This is a genomic window from Sphingobacterium detergens (assembly GCF_003610355.1).
In the GTDB taxonomy this organism is placed as follows: Bacteria; Bacteroidota; Bacteroidia; order Sphingobacteriales; family Sphingobacteriaceae; genus Sphingobacterium; species Sphingobacterium detergens.
The window spans coordinates 197,530-217,230 of sequence record NZ_RAPY01000008.1; the positions used below are offsets into that span (position 1 = coordinate 197,530).

At 39.3% G+C, this 19,701-nt stretch carries 18 protein-coding genes; 11 read left to right on the forward strand and 7 right to left on the reverse strand.

Annotation, left to right across the window (positions count from 1 at the left end; genetic code table 11):
* The first annotated feature begins 67 nt into the window (after nt 1-67).
* Entirely contained in the window at nt 68-250 is a 183-nt protein-coding gene (locus tag DFQ12_RS27995) for a hypothetical protein (RefSeq protein ID WP_147420488.1), read from the forward strand.
* A gap of 91 nt (nt 251-341) precedes the next feature.
* On the opposite strand, the gene DFQ12_RS26740 is transcribed toward DFQ12_RS27995, so the two are convergent.
* The 3 genes from DFQ12_RS26740 to DFQ12_RS26750 all read right to left on the reverse strand — a co-directional run bounded on the left by DFQ12_RS26740 (nt 342) and on the right by DFQ12_RS26750 (nt 5,834).
* Nucleotides 342-1,436 (reverse strand): hypothetical protein, encoded by a 1,095-nt coding sequence (locus DFQ12_RS26740; protein WP_120262073.1) that lies wholly within the window; start codon nt 1,434-1,436, stop codon nt 342-344.
* Between the two features lie 17 nt (nt 1,437-1,453).
* Nucleotides 1,454-2,266 (reverse strand): RNA polymerase sigma factor, encoded by an 813-nt coding sequence (locus tag DFQ12_RS26745; protein WP_120262074.1) that lies wholly within the window; start codon nt 2,264-2,266, stop codon nt 1,454-1,456.
* 2,827 nt (nt 2,267-5,093) lie between these two features.
* On the reverse strand, nt 5,094-5,834 hold the full coding sequence (locus tag DFQ12_RS26750) for a hypothetical protein (RefSeq protein WP_120262075.1): 741 nt from the start codon (nt 5,832-5,834) through the stop codon (nt 5,094-5,096).
* Nucleotides 5,835-6,133: 299 nt separating this feature from the next.
* Here DFQ12_RS26750 and DFQ12_RS26755 point away from each other — a divergent pair, with 299 nt between their 5' ends.
* The 3 genes from DFQ12_RS26755 to DFQ12_RS26765 all read left to right on the forward strand — a co-directional run bounded on the left by DFQ12_RS26755 (nt 6,134) and on the right by DFQ12_RS26765 (nt 8,819).
* Entirely contained in the window at nt 6,134-6,973 is an 840-nt protein-coding gene (locus tag DFQ12_RS26755; protein WP_120262076.1) for a helix-turn-helix domain-containing protein, read from the forward strand.
* A gap of 71 nt (nt 6,974-7,044) precedes the next feature.
* Nucleotides 7,045-7,650, forward strand: a complete 606-nt coding sequence (locus DFQ12_RS26760; protein ID WP_120262077.1) for a DUF417 family protein — start codon at nt 7,045-7,047, stop codon at nt 7,648-7,650.
* Nucleotides 7,651-8,315: 665 nt separating this feature from the next.
* Nucleotides 8,316-8,819, forward strand: a complete 504-nt coding sequence (locus DFQ12_RS26765) for a helix-turn-helix domain-containing protein (RefSeq protein ID WP_120262078.1) — start codon at nt 8,316-8,318, stop codon at nt 8,817-8,819.
* Here the strand turns inward: DFQ12_RS26765 and DFQ12_RS26770 are convergent.
* Entirely contained in the window at nt 8,791-9,837 is a 1,047-nt protein-coding gene (locus DFQ12_RS26770; RefSeq protein WP_120262079.1) for a fatty acid desaturase, read from the reverse strand. The two genes, DFQ12_RS26765 and DFQ12_RS26770, sit on opposite strands and share 29 nt — an antisense overlap.
* Nucleotides 9,838-10,008: 171 nt before the next feature.
* On the opposite strand from DFQ12_RS26770, the gene DFQ12_RS26775 reads away from it, so the two are divergent.
* Complete coding sequence (locus tag DFQ12_RS26775) at nt 10,009-10,503, forward strand: hypothetical protein (RefSeq protein WP_120262080.1); 495 nt, start codon at nt 10,009-10,011, stop codon at nt 10,501-10,503.
* Nucleotides 10,504-10,644: 141 nt separating this feature from the next.
* Here the strand turns inward: DFQ12_RS26775 and DFQ12_RS26780 are convergent, their stop codons facing one another.
* A complete protein-coding gene (locus DFQ12_RS26780) occupies nt 10,645-11,379 on the reverse strand; it encodes a hypothetical protein (protein WP_120262081.1) in 735 nt (244 codons plus the stop codon).
* A gap of 194 nt (nt 11,380-11,573) precedes the next feature.
* Here DFQ12_RS26780 and DFQ12_RS26785 point away from each other — a divergent pair, with 194 nt between their 5' ends.
* The 4 genes from DFQ12_RS26785 to pstB are packed head-to-tail and all read left to right on the forward strand — an operon-like array spanning nt 11,574 to nt 14,932.
* Nucleotides 11,574-12,452 (forward strand): substrate-binding domain-containing protein, encoded by an 879-nt coding sequence (locus DFQ12_RS26785; protein WP_244211859.1) that lies wholly within the window; start codon nt 11,574-11,576, stop codon nt 12,450-12,452.
* Between the two features lie 6 nt (nt 12,453-12,458).
* Nucleotides 12,459-13,349, forward strand: a complete 891-nt coding sequence (pstC, locus tag DFQ12_RS26790; protein WP_120262082.1) for a phosphate ABC transporter permease subunit PstC — start codon at nt 12,459-12,461, stop codon at nt 13,347-13,349.
* Nucleotides 13,339-14,196, forward strand: a complete 858-nt coding sequence (gene pstA / locus DFQ12_RS26795; protein ID WP_120262083.1) for a phosphate ABC transporter permease PstA — start codon at nt 13,339-13,341, stop codon at nt 14,194-14,196. The genes pstC and pstA overlap by 11 nt, the downstream gene beginning before the upstream one ends.
* Nucleotides 14,186-14,932, forward strand: a complete 747-nt coding sequence (pstB, locus tag DFQ12_RS26800) for a phosphate ABC transporter ATP-binding protein PstB (RefSeq protein ID WP_120262084.1) — start codon at nt 14,186-14,188, stop codon at nt 14,930-14,932. Before pstA ends, pstB begins: the two co-directional genes overlap by 11 nt.
* 127 nt (nt 14,933-15,059) lie before the next feature.
* Here pstB and DFQ12_RS26805 read toward each other — a convergent pair whose 3' ends face one another.
* Nucleotides 15,060-15,470, reverse strand: a complete 411-nt coding sequence (locus DFQ12_RS26805; protein ID WP_120262085.1) for a hypothetical protein — start codon at nt 15,468-15,470, stop codon at nt 15,060-15,062.
* A gap of 266 nt (nt 15,471-15,736) precedes the next feature.
* Nucleotides 15,737-17,599 (reverse strand): vWA domain-containing protein, encoded by a 1,863-nt coding sequence (locus DFQ12_RS26810; RefSeq protein WP_244211860.1) that lies wholly within the window; start codon nt 17,597-17,599, stop codon nt 15,737-15,739.
* Nucleotides 17,600-17,680: 81 nt separating this feature from the next.
* On the opposite strand from DFQ12_RS26810, the gene DFQ12_RS26815 reads away from it, so the two are divergent.
* Together DFQ12_RS26815 and DFQ12_RS26820 are read left to right on the forward strand one after the other, a co-directional pair.
* Nucleotides 17,681-18,259 carry an RNA polymerase sigma factor gene (locus DFQ12_RS26815; RefSeq protein WP_120262087.1) on the forward strand — a complete coding sequence of 193 codons (579 nt, stop codon included), beginning with the start codon at nt 17,681-17,683 and terminating at the stop codon, nt 18,257-18,259.
* Nucleotides 18,246-19,514, forward strand: a complete 1,269-nt coding sequence (locus DFQ12_RS26820; protein WP_120262088.1) for an energy transducer TonB family protein — start codon at nt 18,246-18,248, stop codon at nt 19,512-19,514. Before DFQ12_RS26815 ends, DFQ12_RS26820 begins: the two co-directional genes overlap by 14 nt.
* The last annotated feature ends 187 nt before the right edge of the window (nt 19,515-19,701 follow it).

Below are 19,701 nucleotides of genomic sequence, written 5' to 3' on the forward strand. Positions count from 1 at the left end.
AAAATCGAACATTTTAAACGATTTGCAGCTCAAACTTGTTCTATTGGTAGAGACAACAAAAAAAAAGATGGAAAATCAATTCAACACCCCAGAGCATAGCAATGAGAAGCAGGAGGAAAAATTACCTCCGATAGCCGTTGAAGAAAAAGATGATGCACCTGCCGGTCGCAATATCAAACGAACGATTATTATTGCCGTTTGTGTGCTGATTGTATTTTATTTGATCTATTATTTTATGAGTTCACATTAAATATGGAGCAGTCCATTGGTCATGAAATAAACAGCTATCCAATTAGAATACTTCAGTTTTATCAGTCTCCGGGCTGATAAAACTGAAACAATTATTCAACAATAACGTTAATTCCCACCATTTTAGCTTTGTATTTAATCTTTTCGATGAGGCCATAATAGCTCCAGTTGCGCAATAAAAATTCATCGTCTTTGGCCAATTCCTCTTTATTCGATTGATTGACTAATAAAAGTGTTCCGGCTTGCGTTTTGACACATAGTTCAATCAATCGCCGGCTATATAAGTGGAGTTTACTGTCCACATAATTTTTCTCTTTATCGTTATAATGTTCCAGGCTTTTCATTTTCCGTTTTCTTCCACGTCCTCCTTTATTGAAAGCTGAGGCCTTTTGCAAGCTATGGCGGGCGGCCTGAATAGCCATCCGTCGGTAGAGGAACTCCTCTTTGTTCCCGATCTGAAAGGACTCTTTACCTACGATAACCGAGATGGGGTGTTCAATTGCCAGTGAAGCTTCTGCGATTACATGTTCTTTCAGTTCTTGGATTTTCTTTGGAAGTTCGAGCGCCAGCAGCAGGAATATTTTGCCTTTAACAATCTTAATTGCGCTGCTACAGACTTTAATTTGCCCCACCAATGCCCGTTGCAGCAGTACCCTTTTATCCGATCGGTCTTTGCCGAGGTAAGTTCGAAACGGTATTTTGAATAGTGTGAATCTAAAATCTCTATTATTCTCATCTTTGCTGAAATTAACCTGTTTACCCGAAAAAGGGATCGGCATATCTTTTTTATAGTTGCGGAGAGATTTCTCCCCTTTCCAATAGGCCAGGCGATCTGCCTGAAAATATTTTATTAAGGCAGTATTTATATGCGACAAGATATCCGTTGGAATCCGTCCTTTGAAGTAAGCGGATAGCAGGCGATAGGTGGTATTCATGCGGGAAGTATTGAGTATCCCTGCCTCATCTTTGGCATGATCTGCCAATTTCACTTTGACATCCTCTTTCAGGTAGATCAGATCTTTTAGATTTTCCTGCACATATTGATGTGTGATGACCATATTGGCACCACGGAAAACGACATCCTGCCATTCAAAGAGTTGTTTAAAATATTCAGATCGTTTTTCCTTGTCATCGCAGTCCACGAATACCTGGATTTTGCGGGTCAATACCATTGTATCGGTAGCCATATCTTTCGTTTATTTAGTTATGCTGTTTTCTTTGGGGTCTTAATTTTTGCATGCGCATTGATAAATAATTTCCGCACCTGTCCACCATCCAGTTGCAGCGCTTCGGAAATCTGATCAAATGAATACTGCAGTTCGTAGCGCATGCGGAATATCTCCGCTTCTTCGGCTGTCATTTCATTGTTTAATCTAAATTCAGCAGGTTTGGCTATCAACTGCATTTTTTCCTGGTTATTAAAGATGGAGCGGAGGAATTCGATGGTTTTCTCTACACGGAGGCAGACTTCATAATCCGATATTCCTCCCATGTGGTAAGCGATACGTTCGTAGTTAAAACTATATTTAAGACAGAGTCGAATGAAGAGTTGCTGATCGTTGTTGAGGTTGGGCAGGATCAGGTTGAGCTGTTTTAATTGCTCTTTTTTCTCCAGTTCCAGTTGTTCGAGGTAGAGGATATCCACTTCGGGCTCTTCTTCGAGTTCATATCCCAGCAGAAACTCCTGATAATCTTCGATACCATCCAATCGGAGGAGGCTACGGTGGAACCTATTGCGTGATTTTTGGAAGAAGGCGTTGATGGCGGATTTAACCTGAGATTTAAGGAATTCGAACAGTTCGGTTTCGGAATTGACATTTTCACGGAATAGCCAGAGTCTGAGAAAGGCTTCCTGTGCAATACTTTCTCCGGTACATTCGTCATCTGTTGCACGGTGGGCACGAAAGCGGAAGTAGTCGTAGAATCTTTGGTAGAAGAATTTCAGTCCATTTTCATTGCCATTATGAAGGCATTGGAGCGCATTTTTCACGTCCTCATTACGTGTAAGAAGTTTCATAATTAGTTTATATAGTTAGTAAAAATCACTTACCAGCGCCCCAGTAATTCTGGCGGATTTTTTGGGAACTGGAGCGAGGTAAGTTTATCGCATGGTATGGTAAAAGCTTATTGGTATTGAGAATGGGAAGGTTGCGAAGAAAATGTCTTTTATTTCTGCATTGAAATAACAAAGAAGTCCAAGCGAACTTCTAAGCTCGTTTTAGATACCTTACATTTCATAGCATCTAACAACCATCTTTAATTAGTTACAAAGCAGTTGATAGTTATAGATACCCTACATTTCTTAGCATCTAACAGCTAATTATTCATATGAAATCATTACGTGAGGTTGTAGATATCCTATATTTTGCAGCATCTAACAACGCACACCCAGAACGCTATAATTAATATCAGTTGTAGATACCCTATATTCCGCAGCGCCTAACAGCGATTAAAAGAAGTGAATAATCCTGAATTTGGTTGCAGATACCCTGCATTTCGTAGTACCTAACAACTAAACCGTGCCACAGAGTTCCGACGCCCTCATTGTAGATACCCTACATTTCATAGCTTCTAACAACTGTAAAAACGTCCAAGCATTACATATGCGGGTTGCAGATACCCTACATTTCTTAACGTCTAACAACTGAACGAGCCCCTTTAAAATACGTAAGGGAGCTGTAGATACCCTACATTTCATAGCTTCTAACAACCAAATAGTACAGATAGTCCGATAGATTATTGTTGCAGATACCCTACGTTTCATAGCTTCTAACAACTGAAAGGATCTAAAAGCAATCTATGTTCATGTTGCAGATACCCTATATTTTGTAGCACCTAACAATCTATATTTAAGCGATTAAATCACTGACTAGTTGTAGATACCCTACATTTTACAGTATCTGACAACTTGACTCCACTCCTTTTACGTACTGTGTATGTTGCAGATACCCCACATTTCGTAGCATCTAACACCGAACATACTGTGACCGCAAGATAGTTATATGTTGCAGATACCCCACATTTCGTAGCATCTAACACCCTAGCTAATCATATCTCACTATAAACCGAAATATAACACCAGCTTCTATTCAAAAATAATCCAGTTGTCAGGATACATAATATCTTTATTAAATAAGGATATTTAGTGAGTCGCATTTGCGCTCACCCTATGGCATAACAAGATGCCTCAATATAATTTTATTATTGATTTTGGAAAATATCGTTGGTATAGATCGGGTCAAATCGTAGTAAATTTACTGACTGTAACAGACCAGATCAAAAGAACGAAAAAGTGCCTTTAGTCGTTTATACCCTAGTTTTATCGTCTTTTACAACAATGATCTTAAACAACTCGGCTCCGAGTAATTGTAAATACTTTACATTTCACTGTCCTTATACCACCTACTTATGAACAAGCAAAGATGCTGTCATTGTTACCCCCCTACATTTCTTAGCATCTAACAACGTTTTGATCCACTTATCGCCTTGTTCCATTGTTGCAGATACCCTACATTTCTTAGGTTCTAACAGCTAATTATTCATATGAAATCATTACGTGAGGTTGTAGATATCCTATATTTTGCAGTACCTAACACCTGAGGAGGCTACCATTAAGATACATGCAAGTTGTAGATACCCTAGATTTCATAGCATCTTACAACACGAAGAGGTCCAAAGCGCTTAGAGTTGTTAATACCCCACATTTCGTAGCACCTAGCAATTTATTTATGAAATGGGATTCTGGCTTTAGGGTGCAGACACCCTATATTTTGTAGCAACTAACAACAATCGAGCTGAATGAACCAGATATTGCGATGTTGCAAATACCCTACATTTCATACCACCTAACAACAAGTTCAAAGCTATTGCAGAGAGCTAATTGGTTGCAGATACCCCAAATTCATAGCATCTAACAACTTATTTGGTAAACGAGCCTCTTAAATGTTGCAGACACCCTACATTTCATAGCACCTTACAACGGACAAGATTTTTAAAATAATTGAAGCTATGTTGTAGATACCCAACATTTCTTAGCATCTAACAACCTCCACCATCATATCTAACTATAAACCATAGCCAAAACAGTAAACTAAAATAATCCAGTTGTTAGGACACATAATATCTTTATTAAAAAAGGGTATTTAGTGAGTCGCCTTTTGCGCTCACCCTACGGCTTAACAAGAAGCCTCATGTCATAATCGAACCGATCATCAAGAATCTGATCAGTCTATATTTTTAATCCTCCTTATTTCAATACCAATAAGTCAAAGAACGTTCACATTATTTACACAAAACAATATTGTAAATAATACATTATTTTTGCGCAAAATAAAACATAAACAAACTCAAAAACAGAGTCCATTTCAATCTTTCAAATAATTTACTTTTTTATTCATCCTATGCTTTAAGCAGCAGTAAAAGCCAATAATCGAGTTTATCAACATAGGGCATTAGAATAAGTCTATAAAATCGAATTCAATTTTATTCTGGAGACTTTACGATATTTTTATGATTTAGTTTTCTCATGTATTAGATTTTAATTACTCAACAACAATTATCTCTATTTAATAGAACATCGCTGTTATTCATATTTAGTTATCGGCTATCGTTAATACAAATATAATTTTTTAAAATTATATACACAAATATATTTATTAAATTAAATACATTTTTTGCGCAAATATATTATCATAAATATTTATAATATAATACAAATAAGACGAGATCCTATCCAAAAACAGATCTCAGACAGCCAAATTACCGCCAATCAAGTTTTGAAAATAAAAAAGAATAATTTTCAGAACCTATAAAATTGAGACCTATTACTATTCAATAAATTGGTTTTAACTCGGTTCCATGTCGTTCCCTACCCAAAAGATCTTATCCCGCAAAAATGGTAAATTCCAGTCTTCGCTATAGATCTTATTCTCAAATTCTGCAGACCAGCCATCAGTAACAACATCTTTGTTCCCTTTTTCTTTCCGGATAACGATATATTTTCCGGTAATGAAATTGATAGATTTTGTAATAAAGAAGGCGTCTTTCCGATAACTCAGATCATAGCCTATGATTTGAATCCTGCGGTTTTCGACATTAAATCGATATTTTATTCTTTCAACCAAATCTTTCCTCTCTCCAGATATATTCGGTACCGATTTCTGATCCGGATATTCAACTCTTATTTCAAGGATCTTATTGTTTATGAATTTAAAAAACGTCCAATAATCGACCCCCTCCCTATTATATAAAACACTATTATTCAAAATATTTATATTGACCTCTCTTTTTATCGCGGATAAATTAGCTGAAAGAAAAGATTGGACGATTTCATCTTCATTTTTTACGATTTTGAAATGATCAGGAATAGTATCATCATCAAACTTCGATGATAAGCTGCCTGCGATTTCCTCATCCTTTATTCTTTCTTCATCCGTTTCCATTTTTACATAACCGCTATCCTTTTGAACTTGTCTGTTTCCGGCTTCCAGTGTTTTTTGTGCTCCGTTCACCGTTATTTTTTGCGCGCTGTTTTCACAGGACTGTACGATAAAAACCAGGAACAGCAATAGGTATATGTTTTTCATTCTTTCTTCTATTGGTAGTTTATTAAATCGTATATCAACTCATCAATATTTCTTATTTTTTGTATTCAAAACATAAATCCATCTTAAATCTAGTATTTTTCCTAGCATGTATAATGCTTAGTTTTATATTCGACAGCCCCTATTTATAATTCGTTTTAAAGGAATATTTATTCGATATATTGAAAAGCCTTTAACAGTTCAGCTATTTATAAACAAATGGAGACCTCGAATTTACGAATATTACATGATGACGATTATACAATATAAAGCCCTAAATAAAAATTTTGTATTTTACTCCTATGACGTCTTCACTTATTCTAGTTGGAATCCCGGAAACCCTGTCCACACAGTTGGAATTGACAGAACCGTTCTACTTCATTATTTTGATGGAACAAGAACTTCATTTTTCGATAGACCTGGTGCCTTATCGATCTGCCGCGAAAAGCATTTTATTTCTATCTCCTTTTCAACTGTTTTCAGTTCAAGAAAAATTACCTGACCATACGAAGGTTTTAAAATTTCATGGCGATTTCTATTGCATCGAGTATCATAAGGACGAGGTAGCTTGTAATGGTTTATTATTCAACAACATCTACCAGCAACCACATGTCGCATTGACACAAGAGGCTTTCCAGGAGATTGCTGCGATCATAGACAAAATAGATCATCTAAAATATTCGTCCGCTTCCTTTGATCAGGCTATTACAAAGACCTACCTCCAGCTCATCCTTGCCATTGCAAGCAAACAGAAAATATTGACCAATAAACTATCCTTGCCAACCACATCACGTAAGGATCCTATCGACGGTTTTGAACAACTTTTGGAAAATGAGTACAAAACGCATAAAAGTGTATCCTTTTACGCTGAATACTACAATCTGAGTTCAGCTGCTTTCACAAAAAAAGTGAAACAAAGATGGGGCAAATCCCCCTCCACACTTATTCAGGAACGTATTGTACTCGAAAGCAAAAGACTTCTTCACTTGACCCCGAAGAGCATCAAAGAAATTGCGGCAGAACTACAGTACCTGGATGAGTTTTATTTCAGTAGATTTTTCAAAAAAATGACCGGTGTATCCCCAAAAGTCTTTCGCGAACAGGTCGGACTATCTATTGTTGCCCAAAAGTCTATGTTATAACCCTATTTGTCCATGTTTTGACGACCTAATCCTATCTAATTTTGCTGTATCCTTTAATCAAACAAAGTAAGATGGAAAAAATAGTAAACATGCTCGCCACAAGCCAAAACAGCTTTATCAATTTTGCCCGCATCGCGATATTTATCGTCATGGCCTGGATAGGCGGTTTAAAAGCGTACCAATATGAAGCGGATGGCATTGTTCCATTTGTCATCAATAGCCCTTTTATGAATTTCTTTTATCACAGCACCGGAAAATATGCCGAGGATAAAAATGGAAAACTGGTTCCCGAATATCAGCTATTCAAAAACCCAGAAGGTCTGATGGTGAAGAAAAATATAAACTGGCATCAGCAAAATGGGACATACACCTTTGCTTATCTGTTGGGTTTTGTGATTGTTGTCATCGGTTCGATGACTTTATTGGGAATCTGGTTTCCAAAAATAGGTTTATGGGGTGCCCTATTTACGATAGGGATGTCCATCGTGACGCTAACATTTCTCATAACCACACCTGAGACCTTTGTACCAAAACTAGATGGTGATTTCCCTTCACCAAACGTTGGCTTCCCTTACCTATCCGCAGCAGGCCGTTTGGTATTAAAAGATGTTATTATGCTAGCGACAGGGTTGCTCATTGCTTCTGATAGCGCAAAGCGCATACTGGCCAATAAATAATTCACTGTTTATCAAGGCGCTTATGGCGAAGAAAGAACACGAAAAGCAGGGAGATTACGAACACCACCAAAAGTAGAAAAAAGTAACTTACCTCAGCCTTGGAAGAACTTCGACGGATTCTTATGGGGACCCGAGGCTGGGTAAGTCGGCTGCGAGTGCTACTTTTTTTTTTACTTTTTCAAGCTACTTACCTCAGCATCTATGGAAATTGACGGATAACTGGGGGTACAAAAAGCTGGGTAAGTCAGTATGCAACCAAGCAATGTAATTTTTACTTTTTCACGCAACTTACCGCAGCCTCGGCGGAACTTGACGGATTCTTTAGAAAACCGAAGCTGGGTAAGTCGACTTTTATCTTAATTTATTTTTCATTGGTCTGCGCTAGATTACCTCTAGAACATGGATATAGGGCTATTTTGTAATTTTTTAAACACATTGATAAAAAGAAAACAGAACCTCAACAAAGTATCAATAAAAGAATAAATATTTATATAAAATATAAATTAAAAACAAAAAGGTTAAATAATATACATAAAAATCAATTACAACATCATACATTCTTTTAATGACATGTTATAACGAATATAGAGAAAAAAAATATAATTGCAAATTTTCAAACAAAATAATAAACTATTTTTTGCACAAATTGTTATTCAATTCGTTACATGACGGACGACAACAAACACAGACTGGAATGGATTGGTTTACGCTTTCGCACAAAGCGTAATGAACTCTATTATTCTTTGAGAGATGTATCAAACCTGACAGGCATTTCGACAGGAACCTTGAATGGTATAGAAAAGGGGCGAGATCTTACCATGACCAACTTTCTGCTACTGTGTCATAGCCTAGAAATCCAACCCAAAGTTTTCTTTCAGGATGATATTACCTTTAATCCACCTTATTCACTCTCCCCCGACGTACAAGAAAGAATATCGATCAATAAGAAACTAGATCAGCTGGTTTATCACTCCAATTTCTTTCATCGTCCCAAACGCGTTGCAGAGGTTCTAAATGAATTGGAAATAGACAAAAGCCAAAGCAACAAGTTCTCCGTATACCTTTCCGCTTATTGCGAAGAAGGTGCACTTGCATTTGAACAACAAGGCAACTACAAAGAATACAGGAAGAAAAGTGACACTACTTCGAAAATTCCCGAAAACGGTTAGCCCTTTTGAATGTGCCCAGATCATTAAATCGAACACCATACTTTTTCAGGACTTCCTGTGCTTTCTTACGACCGATATGACGTACATAAAAGGTTTCATTGACGACAAAGTGATGAATACTATGTGTCCAGCCAAAAAAGAAACAGAATAATTGCATCGGGTATGTCCACCAGATATTGAGAACCTGTGTCTGCTCAATCACATTCCCCTCCTCTACATCACCGAAATAATGCATATTGGAAGTGATAAAATGCAAACAGAACTGCCGCAGCAAATTAGGTAGCAGGATCGTATAAATAATCACATTTAGACTTATCAACATGTTATCCACATAGTGTGGAAAACTCAAATCCAGAACAGAACGTCCATTCAACCAACCCAATAGCGCGTCCGCAAAGAAGAAATATAAGATGACATGTGCAAAAATTGTTACAGGTACAATACTCAGAAACATAATCTGTTTCAATTTTGATGATGTCTCCACTTTCAGGTTTCCATTCTTGACTTCCCGATCCATATCACTAAACATCCGATGTAAACGCAGCAGTCCGCCCAAAACAACATCGGGTGTTGTCAACAGCCGTTTTATGGTCCAAGGTTCGCCATTGGTCACACTGCGCTCCTCCACATCGTGTAATGTCCCCGAAAATTTATGATGATGGTGGTGTAAGGTCCGTCGGATCCAAGGGTTGACTGTCAGCGGACGTAAGATCCAAACGGTGAAAAGCATAAAATGGTGTACAGTCTTCTGCTTTTTAAAATAAAGCCAATGAATAAGATCATGCTCGATTTCATGAAGAACCCCCATAAAAAAAGCGTTCGCAACAATCATAAGCCAGGTCGGAACAAGCGTTTTGTACCAGCCTATCGATACGGCAAGGATAGCGACAATAGCAATTAAAAATATAGCCAATCCGATACTATTCTGAAGTTTTAATATGGGATAAGCCCCTTTAAGCTCTTGATAGGACAGATTTATTTCCTTTCTGATCTGACTCGACTTTTGTTGATGTGTCAATGTAATGTGATTTTAAATACAAAAATACAGTTTTTTACCGGACATCACTGCAGCTCTTTCCGTTAGAATGTGGATGACTACAAGATATTTATCACATTTTAAAAAAAATCTGTAACATAATTTCCAACACCAATACTAATTTGAAAAATAAACATATTAAACTAGACAATTATGGAAAAGCGATCTATTTACAGCTGGAAAAACAATTTATTGGGAAATAAATCAAAATTATATAACAATGATACCCTGATCGGCTCATTGGAATCCAATGACTGGACACTAGATGCCAATGTCTCTATCCGCTCAGATCAATATAGTTTTAAAAATAAAGGTCTTTTCAACCCATATACTGAAATACGCAATAAACAGGGTGAACTGATCGGCGATATCGAATACAACAATTGGACAGGAGGGGCAACCATTAGTCTAATTGACAAAAAATACAAATGGAGTACACGGAATATGTGGATGTCGGCCTGGAAAATCGAAGATGAACAAGGACAAATCGTTGAAGTAAGTCCTTCGGTTATGGGCAATGGCGGAACAATAGAAAGTATTGAAAACAGTGAGTTATTGTTATCGATCAGTTTATATCTTCAAAAAAGGGTCGCGGTGATGTATTCAATGATCGCACTTATTCCCATCTTCGCGCTACTTCTATTTTAATCAATCTCAACGATATTCATTACGATTTCATATCGTATAAAACAGGCGAAATGCCTGTTTTTTTTTGCATTAATCACAAACAGTGGGCATCTTCCATTCAATACTAAAACTGGTCTTCAACTCGAGTTCAAAATAAGAATACTATTTTGGTTTTACCGCCTTAAAAGATTCATAGCTTTTCTGTATATAGAGGTACAGATCATATGTATTCCAGGATTGTACCTGCTCAAAAGTTGGTCTATACTCTTCCATAAAAGGCGTAATATCCTCGTCTTTTATGGAGGTACTCATTTTAACAGCATTTCTATTAAAGACGCTGTCTATTTTGCTTTCCTTAATCGCAAGTTGGATATTCTTCTCCATTGCTCTAGCTCGTTTTCCATTCTTGCTAAAAAGTTCGTAGAAGAAAGTGATCGGTTTCCCACCAAAGGGATTCAGTAGTGCGATAGGTGGCTTTCCACCATAATAGATGCCACCTTTCTTGTTCTTCTCTTTTTCTATTTCTTTTAAATCATTTATTTCGTTGTTATGTCGGTTCCTTGTGATCACAATTTCATCAAGGACGATAGACCGTTTCTTTAGAAAGACAGAATCCTTTAGCTTGTCTCCATAAACTAGCTTTGTTTCCCAGTGATCATGTCTAAATTCAATGGTATCACCTAATTTATAGTCAAGGACAAAATTTCCATACTCATCTGAAACAGTATGCTTTTTTGAATTTAAATTTAAAAGCTTAATCCCTCGGAGCAGCAAGGTTGTATCAGCTGACAAAATTGCCCCCCGGTATTCATTTCTTTTTTGGCCATAAACTGGCCGCAAATAGCTAGATAAACTAATAATGAATAACAGCAATAAAAACTTAACGGAGACGCTCATATCAAGGCTACTATGAAAACTAAAAAATTACCACAATCTATCAAATCATTTCAGTTTATAAAAACGCTTTAACACTATTTAGCTGTTTGCTGAATGTATTATCCAAAGAGATTAAAGCCGACACGAGGTAATGTGTGTACAAAATATTAATTCACAATAAGATAACACAAATCTAACACAAAATCATTCCTCTTGTGTTTAACTTAGTAAGAATGAATGATATGGCTTTCAATCGTCTTATTTCTACTGTCCTTCTTGGTTTCAGTACCCTGTTATGGTCCTGCGGTAATACCGATCATACCATCAAAATGAAAGGTTCGGATACTGAAGTGAATCTTGCTGTTAATCTAGCCGAGGCGTACAATAAGACAGATCCTACATTCAGTATGGCTATCTCTGGTGGGGGCTCGGGACTTGGTATTACTTCCCTATTGAATGGGCAGGCAGATATTGCCAACTCATCGCGTCCTTTGACCGAAGAGGAACAGGCACTCTTCAAAAAAAAGAACATGCTCCTCAAAACCGTTGTCTTTGCCGAAGATGCTACCGCTTTTGTTGTTCACAGCGACAATCCGATCACAGAAATCGATGTGAAAACGCTTTCAAAAATCATGAGCGGTCAGGTAGAAAACTGGAAATCTGTTTCTGGACAGGATGTTCCGATCAATATCTATGGTAGACAGAGCAGTTCGGGAACCTATTCATTTATTCGCAAGAAGCTGAAAATAGCCTATAGCCAAAAGGCTAAAGAAATGACCGGAAATGCTCAAATTCTGGAAGCCATCAAAATTGACAAGTCTGGTATCGGTTATGTCGGTGCTGGTTATATTTCCAAAAAGATTCAGGACAACAAGGGGATCAAAGTATTGAAAATTAAAAATGATACAGATTCCAATGCCGTATCGCCCTTAGATCCTACAGCAATAAAAAATAGATTATATTTTTTTCAACGTCCCCTCTATCAGTTTATTCCCGAAAAATCATGGGCCAAAGTGCTGTCATTTATCCAATTTGAAACCAAAGGAGAAGGGACCAAGATCATCGAAAACTCAGGTTATTACCTTATTCAATAAAATAACATGCAGTACAAAAAACGAGTCGCCATCGATAAGATCGCCAAAATCATATTCAAGTCCACCGGATATCTGGTGCTTGCACTTTTGGGTGGTATTTTCTTCATGTTGCTTTACAATGCAATTGCCTTCTTTCTGGAAGTTTCGCCATTGGATTTTATCACCGGAAGCCAATGGAACCCCACGGCAGCAGAACCAGCCTATGGCATTCTGCCATTAATCGTAAGTACCTCGATTGTTTCTTTGGGTGCGATGCTGATTGCCATTCCACTGGGTGTGGGTACCGCAGCTTTTATTTCCGAATACGCAAGTCCCAAACTCAAGACGATCTTAAAACCCGCCATAGAGATGCTTGCAGCAATTCCTTCGGTCGTGATCGGTTTTTTGGGGATCGTATTGGTTGGTCCCGGAATAGCGGACCTAAACAACCTACCCAATGGACTGAATGCATTAAATGGAGCAATCTTACTGGCCATTATGGCCCTTCCAACAATCATTACCATTTCCGAAGATGCCATCCATGCTGTACCGCAAACTTACCGAGAAGCGAGTTATGGTCTCGGAGCATCCCGTTGGCAGACATTGCGCAAGATTACGATTCCAGCAGCAGCACCGGGAATTATTGCCGCCGTCATGCTGGGACTGGGAAGAGCCATCGGTGAAACCATGACTGTATTGATGGCCACAGGTAATGCTGCAATATTTCCCAAAGGATTTTTTGACTCGGTCAAAACCATTACCGCAACAATTGCGATCGAAATGGGTGAAGTCCCCTATCAGACCACACATTACTATGCTTTGTTTGCCATAGCGATTGTCTTGTTCTTTATGACCTTGGTGGCCAATCTGATTGGTGAATATTTTATCAACCGCTTTAGAAAATACCATGCTGCATAAATTTAAAAAACTGGCACCAATCGTCGAATGGGGTACACTCCTCCTGTCCACAGGGCTTGTATGCTTCTTTTTGTGCGTGATCCTATACGATATTTTTACGAAAGGCTCCCATGTGCTATCCTGGGATTTTGTCTCCAAGCTACCATCCGATGGTATGACACGGGGAGGTATTCTTACCCCGATTATAGGCACGGTATTTCTGACCCTGATAACGGCATTATTTTCCATTCCCTTTGGAATCTGTTGTGCCATTTACCTCAACGAATATGCAGAGAATACCTGGCTGACCCGCACGATCCGGGCTTCCATTCGTAATTTATCCGGAGTTCCATCGATTATCTATGGTCTGTTTGGTCTGGCACTCTTTGTTCAGGCCCTGAATTTCGGCACCTCGATTTTGTCTGCCGGATTGACCTTGGGCTTGCTGTCCCTTCCCTATATCATTACTACAACGGAGGAGGCCCTGCTCCGTATTCCACGAAGCATGCGGGAGGCCGCATTGGCTGTAGGAGCCACCAAATTTGAATCAATTAAAGATGTGGTCCTTCCCGCCTCTCTACCGGGGATACTCACAGGTATCGTCCTGACACTTTCTCGCGCAGCTGGTGAAACAGCCCCCATACTATTTACAGGAGCCGCATTCTATATCACCAATTCCTTTGGCAACCTCAATCAGGAGTTTATGGCACTTCCTTATCACCTATATATGTTGTCCACGCAGCATCAGTCTATTGAGGAGGTCAGACCTATTGCATACGGAACAGCGTTGGTGCTTATCATTGTGGTCTTCCTCATGAATTTAACAGCTTTCTATATTCGATATAAGTTTAGAAATAATGAAAAGTAAATTGGTCACTGAAAATCTCAATCTATGGTTTGGGAGCAAACAGGTGTTGAAAAATATCAATATCGAATTTGAGGAAAATAAAGTTACGGCGCTGATCGGACCATCAGGATGTGGCAAAAGTACCCTTTTGCGGAGTTTTAACCGTATGCATGACCTCTATCCGGAAGCCAAAATAGAGGGCCATATCAAATTGGATGGTCGCGAGATCTATCAAAAGGATATAGAGGTGACGGATCTACGCAAGCGTGTGGGTATGGTATTTCAAAAAGCCAATCCCTTTCCCAAAAGCATATACGAAAACATCACCTATGGTCTCAAGATCAACAATCTGATTGCTGATAAGACAACCGTACAAAAGGCATTGGAAGAAGCGTATATCTGGGAGGAGGTAAAAGATGATCTGAAAAAACCAGCTACTCGGCTTTCCGGAGGGCAACAACAAAGACTCTGTATCGCCCGTGCGGTAGCCTTGCGTCCCGAAATTATTTTAATGGATGAACCTTGCTCAGCATTGGACCCCGTGAGTACCCTAAAGATCGAGGAACTTATTCACCATTTGAAAAAAAAATACACCATTGTCATCGTCACGCACAATATGCAGCAAGCGCAACGTGTCGCCGACAAAACCGTCTTTATGTATCTTGGGGAGATTATTGAGCAGGGAGATACGCATCAGATTTTTAACAATCCACAACACGAAACCACTCGTAATTATATCAGCGGGCATTTTGGTTAACCCCTTCAGCAATCCGAAACACAGCTTCTATGTGCATGCCCCCAGACTTTCTCTTATGTTCGGCGAGTTCGTGTCTTGCCGAACATACTAGAAGAAAAAAGTTTAGCTACAGTACGACAACGCGACGTTAGCTTCCAAAAGGATCAGTCTTCTTTTCAGTCTTTAGTATCCCGATCAAATGCTGTACAGCTTTCTGCAGACGTTTGGCATCATCTTCGGTTTGAATGGCCCACAAGATCTCCTCGGTATTTGCAGCGGATTTATAACGGATTTGGTACCCTGATTTTACGCGTGCAATGACAAGCGGTTCGGATTTTGACAGATCGCTTCTATAGTGCTGACCAGTGGACAGAAAAACGGTCAGGACTTTTCCGTCCACCGTAACCGTGTCAATTTTGGTTTCTTTATAGCGATAAGCAATCTTGTACAGCTTATTGATGTAAGCTATGGTCTGCTGTTTGTTGAGCGCTGTATTTTGGGCTTCCAACCCGCTATGCACTCCAAAAAAGAGAAAACATATTAATAGGAAGTTCTTCATGCATCAAATTTATTAATAAACTCCACTTTCCTGACTTTATTATATAAAATTTATTTATTCGCTGAAACAAAAAAACTTGGTAAAGGTACGCTTTTTGAAAATTTGATAAAAAAACAATTAACCAGTTTTGAGGAAAGTCCGGAAATCAGCCACAAGAAGTAAAAGGAGTGTTCAATATTCAATTGTGTCTGACCGGTAACTCCATTGCTGGTCAGACACAATTTTCTAGCGGGTGTTAATGCGACTTAGCATGTATTTTAAGCCTCCTACATTTTCGTTTTCGATAAGTCCCGTGCATTTTCTGCCATTCGGATAAATTCGGCACGATAACCCTCATCATCTGCTCCCTTTGCGGTTTTCGCACGTGCGATCAAACTATCAAAATTAGCCTGTTGTTTAAAGTCCGAATCACGAAGTAACATCCCCAGTTCGGCCACAGCAGTTGCAAAACGTAAATCTTCACTGACTTTATTCAACTCGGTTACCTTAGCCTGTACCACCTGTTGTTGCAATTTGCTTTTATCACCATCAGGTTCTTTGTAACGGAATTTGACTGTTGCCAATTCCCCATTTCCCTTGACAGCGATATTTTTGGCTGAGTTCTGCTGGTATTTCAACGGATCAACTGTTCCGACCATTGTCGAGCTGACACCGACAGGAACGATCTCATACAGTGCGGTAACCACATGACCTACGCCCATATCGCCGCCCATCTTTTGGTCGTTGTTGAAATCCTCCGCTTCAAGCAAACGATTTTCATAGCCGACCAAGCGGTAGGCCTGTACATAATTCGGATTGAACTCTACCTGAATCTTCACATCTTTAGCCACCGTAAATAATGTTCCTCCAAATTCGGTGACCATGGCTTTCCGGGCTTCGGAAATATTGTCGATATAAGCATAATTTCCATGCCCTTTGTCTGCTAAGATCTCCATCTTACTATCTTTCAAATTTCCCATACCATAGCCAAGTACGGTCAGAAAAACACCAGATTTACTCTCTTTACCGATCAGTTCTTCCATAGACTCATCACTACTCTCGCCCACATTGAAATCACCATCGGAAGCCAAGATAATTCGATTGTTTCCACCCTTGACCAAATTTTGGCGGGCAATCTCATAGGCTCTTTTGATCCCTGCAGCGCCGGCAGTACTTCCTCCAGCCTCAAGTTCGTCTATGGCTGTTTTGATTTTCATTTTCTGACTTCCACTTGTACTCTCTAATTTTACTCCGGCCGAACCTGCATAGGTTACAATAGCAACACGGTCGATATCACGCAGCTGATCCACCAACATTTTCAAGGAAGATTTTACCAAAGGTAATCGTCCCGGCCCCATCATCGATCCTGATACATCGATCAAAAAAACCAAGTTCGAGGCTTTGAGTTTGTCTGTCGGAATATCTTTGGCTTTTAACGTCACCCGCATCAATTGATGCGCATCGTTCCACGGTGCTTTGGTCAATTCGGTTACAATATTCACCGGTTCGCCATTCTTTGGTCCTGCTACCTGATACTGAAAATAATTGATCATCTCCTCCACACGTACAGCATCCTTATCGGGTAAATTGCCCGCATTGATAAACCGACGGACATTACTGTATGAAGCAGCATCCACATCTGCAGCAAATGTTGACAACGGCTCCTTCATTGGATTGATAAACTTATTTTCCTTGATTTTCTGATACGATTCCTGATTTTGATCGGGTATATACCCGCCTCGAATATAGAGTCCCTGAGTCTGGCTTGCTAAGGCCGTAGAAGCAGTCATCATATTTGCTGTATTTCGTTTCGCAACTTTACCATAGCTCATAACGACAACTTCATCCAGTGTAGGGTTATTCTGTACCATTGCGATGTCGACTTTACCCTTTCTTTTTACTTCGACACGCTGTGTAATATAACCGAGGTAGCTGAATTCCAAAGTCGTCTTACCAGTAGTGACCTGAATCTGGTAATTTCCATCACGGTCAGTGGATTTGCGTTCGTTGGTCTGCACATTTGTTACCACCACTCCGCTTAACGCTAATTTGCTCGTTGCATCTGTCACCTTCCCTTTCACTTCGTATTGTTGGCCGGCATATCCACCAATGGATAGCAACATGCTCATTAAAAAAAGTATCGTTCTCATATCGTTCATTTTTTTGTCAAGGGATGCAGCTAATATTAAATTTCCATAAACCAGAAAAAAAAAATATTTTTAGCAAATAAAATGTTCGCATTCAAGTCGTCAAAAAAGGATTCAACGCAAGACCAGGAGCTCTTGCAACAATACCAGGAGGCATCTGATCTCAAGGTATTGGGCAACCTTTATCAGCGACATACCGAAATGGTTTATTATGTCTGCTTACGGTATCTCCAAGATCCAGAATTGAGTAAAGATGCCGTAATGAATATTTTTGAAGAGCTCATCTACAAAGTTAATAAGCAAGAAATCAAAGACTTTCCGAGATGGCTCTATGTATTGAGCAAAAACCATTGCCTGATGTATTTAAGGTCGCAAAAGAACAAATCACAAATTTCTTTGGATGAATTTGTGAAATATCCCGAAGATCTGCATCAGTATGAACAACAGGATGAAAAGGAGGAGCAATTGACTGCAATGGAAGGCTGTCTGGAAAAACTACCGGACAAACAGCAACAGTCTGTCAGACTCTTTTTTCTGGAGGAAAAATGTTACAAAGAGATCAGCGACTCGACAGGATATAGCTTAAATGAAGTTAAAAGTTACATCCAGAATGGGAAGCGGAATTTAAAAAATTGCATGGAGGCTTGGAATGAGCGACAGTAATTATGACATAACGTACTTAAAGAAATACGTCAACGGCCAACTTTCTCCCAAAGAGATGTACGCCATTGAACGTGAGGCCCAACGTGATCCCATGTTGGCAGATATTCTTGTGGGTATAGAAATGGATCAAAACAGTGCTGTTCCTTCCGAACTCAACGCGCGTATTGCCCAACGCATTGAGCATAAAAAAGAAACTAAAATAAAAGTCTTCGATTGGAAAAGACTGGCCATCGCTGCTACTGTAGTCGCGGTTTTAAGTGCGGGGATTCTCTATTTCCAGCAACAGAAAAGCCCTTCTGAGGCAAAGCGTACAGCAGATGTCGCTGTACCGGCTGATGTACCCTTGTCAAAATCGATCCCTCAGAATGACACAACGACCTCATCTGCCATTGAACCCAGTATAAAAGAGAAGGACAGTCCTCGCTTGGCGGACAACCGTAAATCTTCCGATCTAGGTCAATATAAGGAGGAGACCGTGCCAGTACATCAGGAGCCATCGGTACGCATAGCTCCAGTTGAAAAAATGAATAGTGGCATCCACAGAGACCGAGCCATAGCTGATTCCAAAATGTTAGACAGTGTGGAGGTATTTGGTTATACCCCCCAAGCGAAAAAGAGTATCACGGGAAGTTCAGTTGTAATCCGAGGCCAACAAGTCAATCAAAGCAATGCACTCGCTGGCAGGATAGCAGGTGTCAATGTGACCCCACAGACCTTTGGTAGTCCTTTACAGGTCACTGTACGTGACAAAGAAACTGGCTTGCCGATATCAGGTGTTACCATCATGCAGCCCAATAGCAAACTGGCAACAAATACAGATGCTCAGGGCAAAGCCACCATTCAACCGAGCACAGTAGACTCGCTGGTTGATATCATGGCTGTAGGTTATAACACAGTTGCATTAAATATGCGTCGCAACAAAAACCTGAATATAAAATTGCAACCTTCCAGTGCGACACTTGATGAGGTAGTAGTTACAACCATGTCCTCTCGGAAAATAAAAAGTGCAGAACCTGTTTGGGGATGGAAGTCATTTAATAATTACGTTAAAAAGAAAACAGCTAACAGTCGATACGAAGGTACCGTGCGCTTGAATTTCTATATCGATAAAGATGGTTTCCCTTCCAATATCAATATCTTACAAAGTGCCAATGATTATCTGGACAACAAGGCCAAAGAGATTTTACTTTCCGGACCAAAATGGAAGGGTGAGGACAACCGATATGTAACGCTGACCTTTGATTTCACGTATTAAAATCCATCAAAGAAGGGCTTTAACGCGCTAAAAAAAACACTCTTTTTAAGATCATGGTGTCGAAACAGACGGCTTGATTCCATATTTCGATCAGCTTGACCCAGTTCAGCAAGAAATTGAGAAGTTAAACCTTGCGCAATACCTCCTGTAAAGGCTGTTCAACAGCAACTTAAACGGAAATTTTTTC

What these genes read in the sequence shown, in the direction of transcription:
- DFQ12_RS27995 (WP_147420488.1), top strand. Translation starts at nt 68, where the DNA reads ATGGAAAATCAATTCAACACCCCAGAGCATAGCAATGAGAAGCAGGAG.
- DFQ12_RS26740 (WP_120262073.1), bottom strand. Translation starts at nt 1,436, where the DNA reads ATGGCTACCGATACAATGGTATTGACCCGCAAAATCCAGGTATTCGTG.
- DFQ12_RS26745 (WP_120262074.1), bottom strand. Translation starts at nt 2,266, where the DNA reads ATGAAACTTCTTACACGTAATGAGGACGTGAAAAATGCGCTCCAATGC.
- DFQ12_RS26750 (WP_120262075.1), bottom strand. Translation starts at nt 5,834, where the DNA reads ATGAAAAACATATACCTATTGCTGTTCCTGGTTTTTATCGTACAGTCC.
- DFQ12_RS26755 (WP_120262076.1), top strand. Translation starts at nt 6,134, where the DNA reads ATGACGTCTTCACTTATTCTAGTTGGAATCCCGGAAACCCTGTCCACA.
- DFQ12_RS26760 (WP_120262077.1), top strand. Translation starts at nt 7,045, where the DNA reads ATGGAAAAAATAGTAAACATGCTCGCCACAAGCCAAAACAGCTTTATC.
- DFQ12_RS26765 (WP_120262078.1), top strand. Translation starts at nt 8,316, where the DNA reads ATGACGGACGACAACAAACACAGACTGGAATGGATTGGTTTACGCTTT.
- DFQ12_RS26775 (WP_120262080.1), top strand. Translation starts at nt 10,009, where the DNA reads ATGGAAAAGCGATCTATTTACAGCTGGAAAAACAATTTATTGGGAAAT.
- DFQ12_RS26780 (WP_120262081.1), bottom strand. Translation starts at nt 11,379, where the DNA reads ATGAGCGTCTCCGTTAAGTTTTTATTGCTGTTATTCATTATTAGTTTA.
- pstC (WP_120262082.1), top strand. Translation starts at nt 12,459, where the DNA reads ATGCAGTACAAAAAACGAGTCGCCATCGATAAGATCGCCAAAATCATA.
- pstA (WP_120262083.1), top strand. Translation starts at nt 13,339, where the DNA reads ATGCTGCATAAATTTAAAAAACTGGCACCAATCGTCGAATGGGGTACA.
- pstB (WP_120262084.1), top strand. Translation starts at nt 14,186, where the DNA reads ATGAAAAGTAAATTGGTCACTGAAAATCTCAATCTATGGTTTGGGAGC.
- DFQ12_RS26805 (WP_120262085.1), bottom strand. Translation starts at nt 15,470, where the DNA reads ATGAAGAACTTCCTATTAATATGTTTTCTCTTTTTTGGAGTGCATAGC.
- DFQ12_RS26810 (WP_244211860.1), bottom strand. Translation starts at nt 17,599, where the DNA reads ATGAGAACGATACTTTTTTTAATGAGCATGTTGCTATCCATTGGTGGA.
- DFQ12_RS26815 (WP_120262087.1), top strand. Translation starts at nt 17,681, where the DNA reads ATGTTCGCATTCAAGTCGTCAAAAAAGGATTCAACGCAAGACCAGGAG.
- DFQ12_RS26820 (WP_120262088.1), top strand. Translation starts at nt 18,246, where the DNA reads ATGAGCGACAGTAATTATGACATAACGTACTTAAAGAAATACGTCAAC.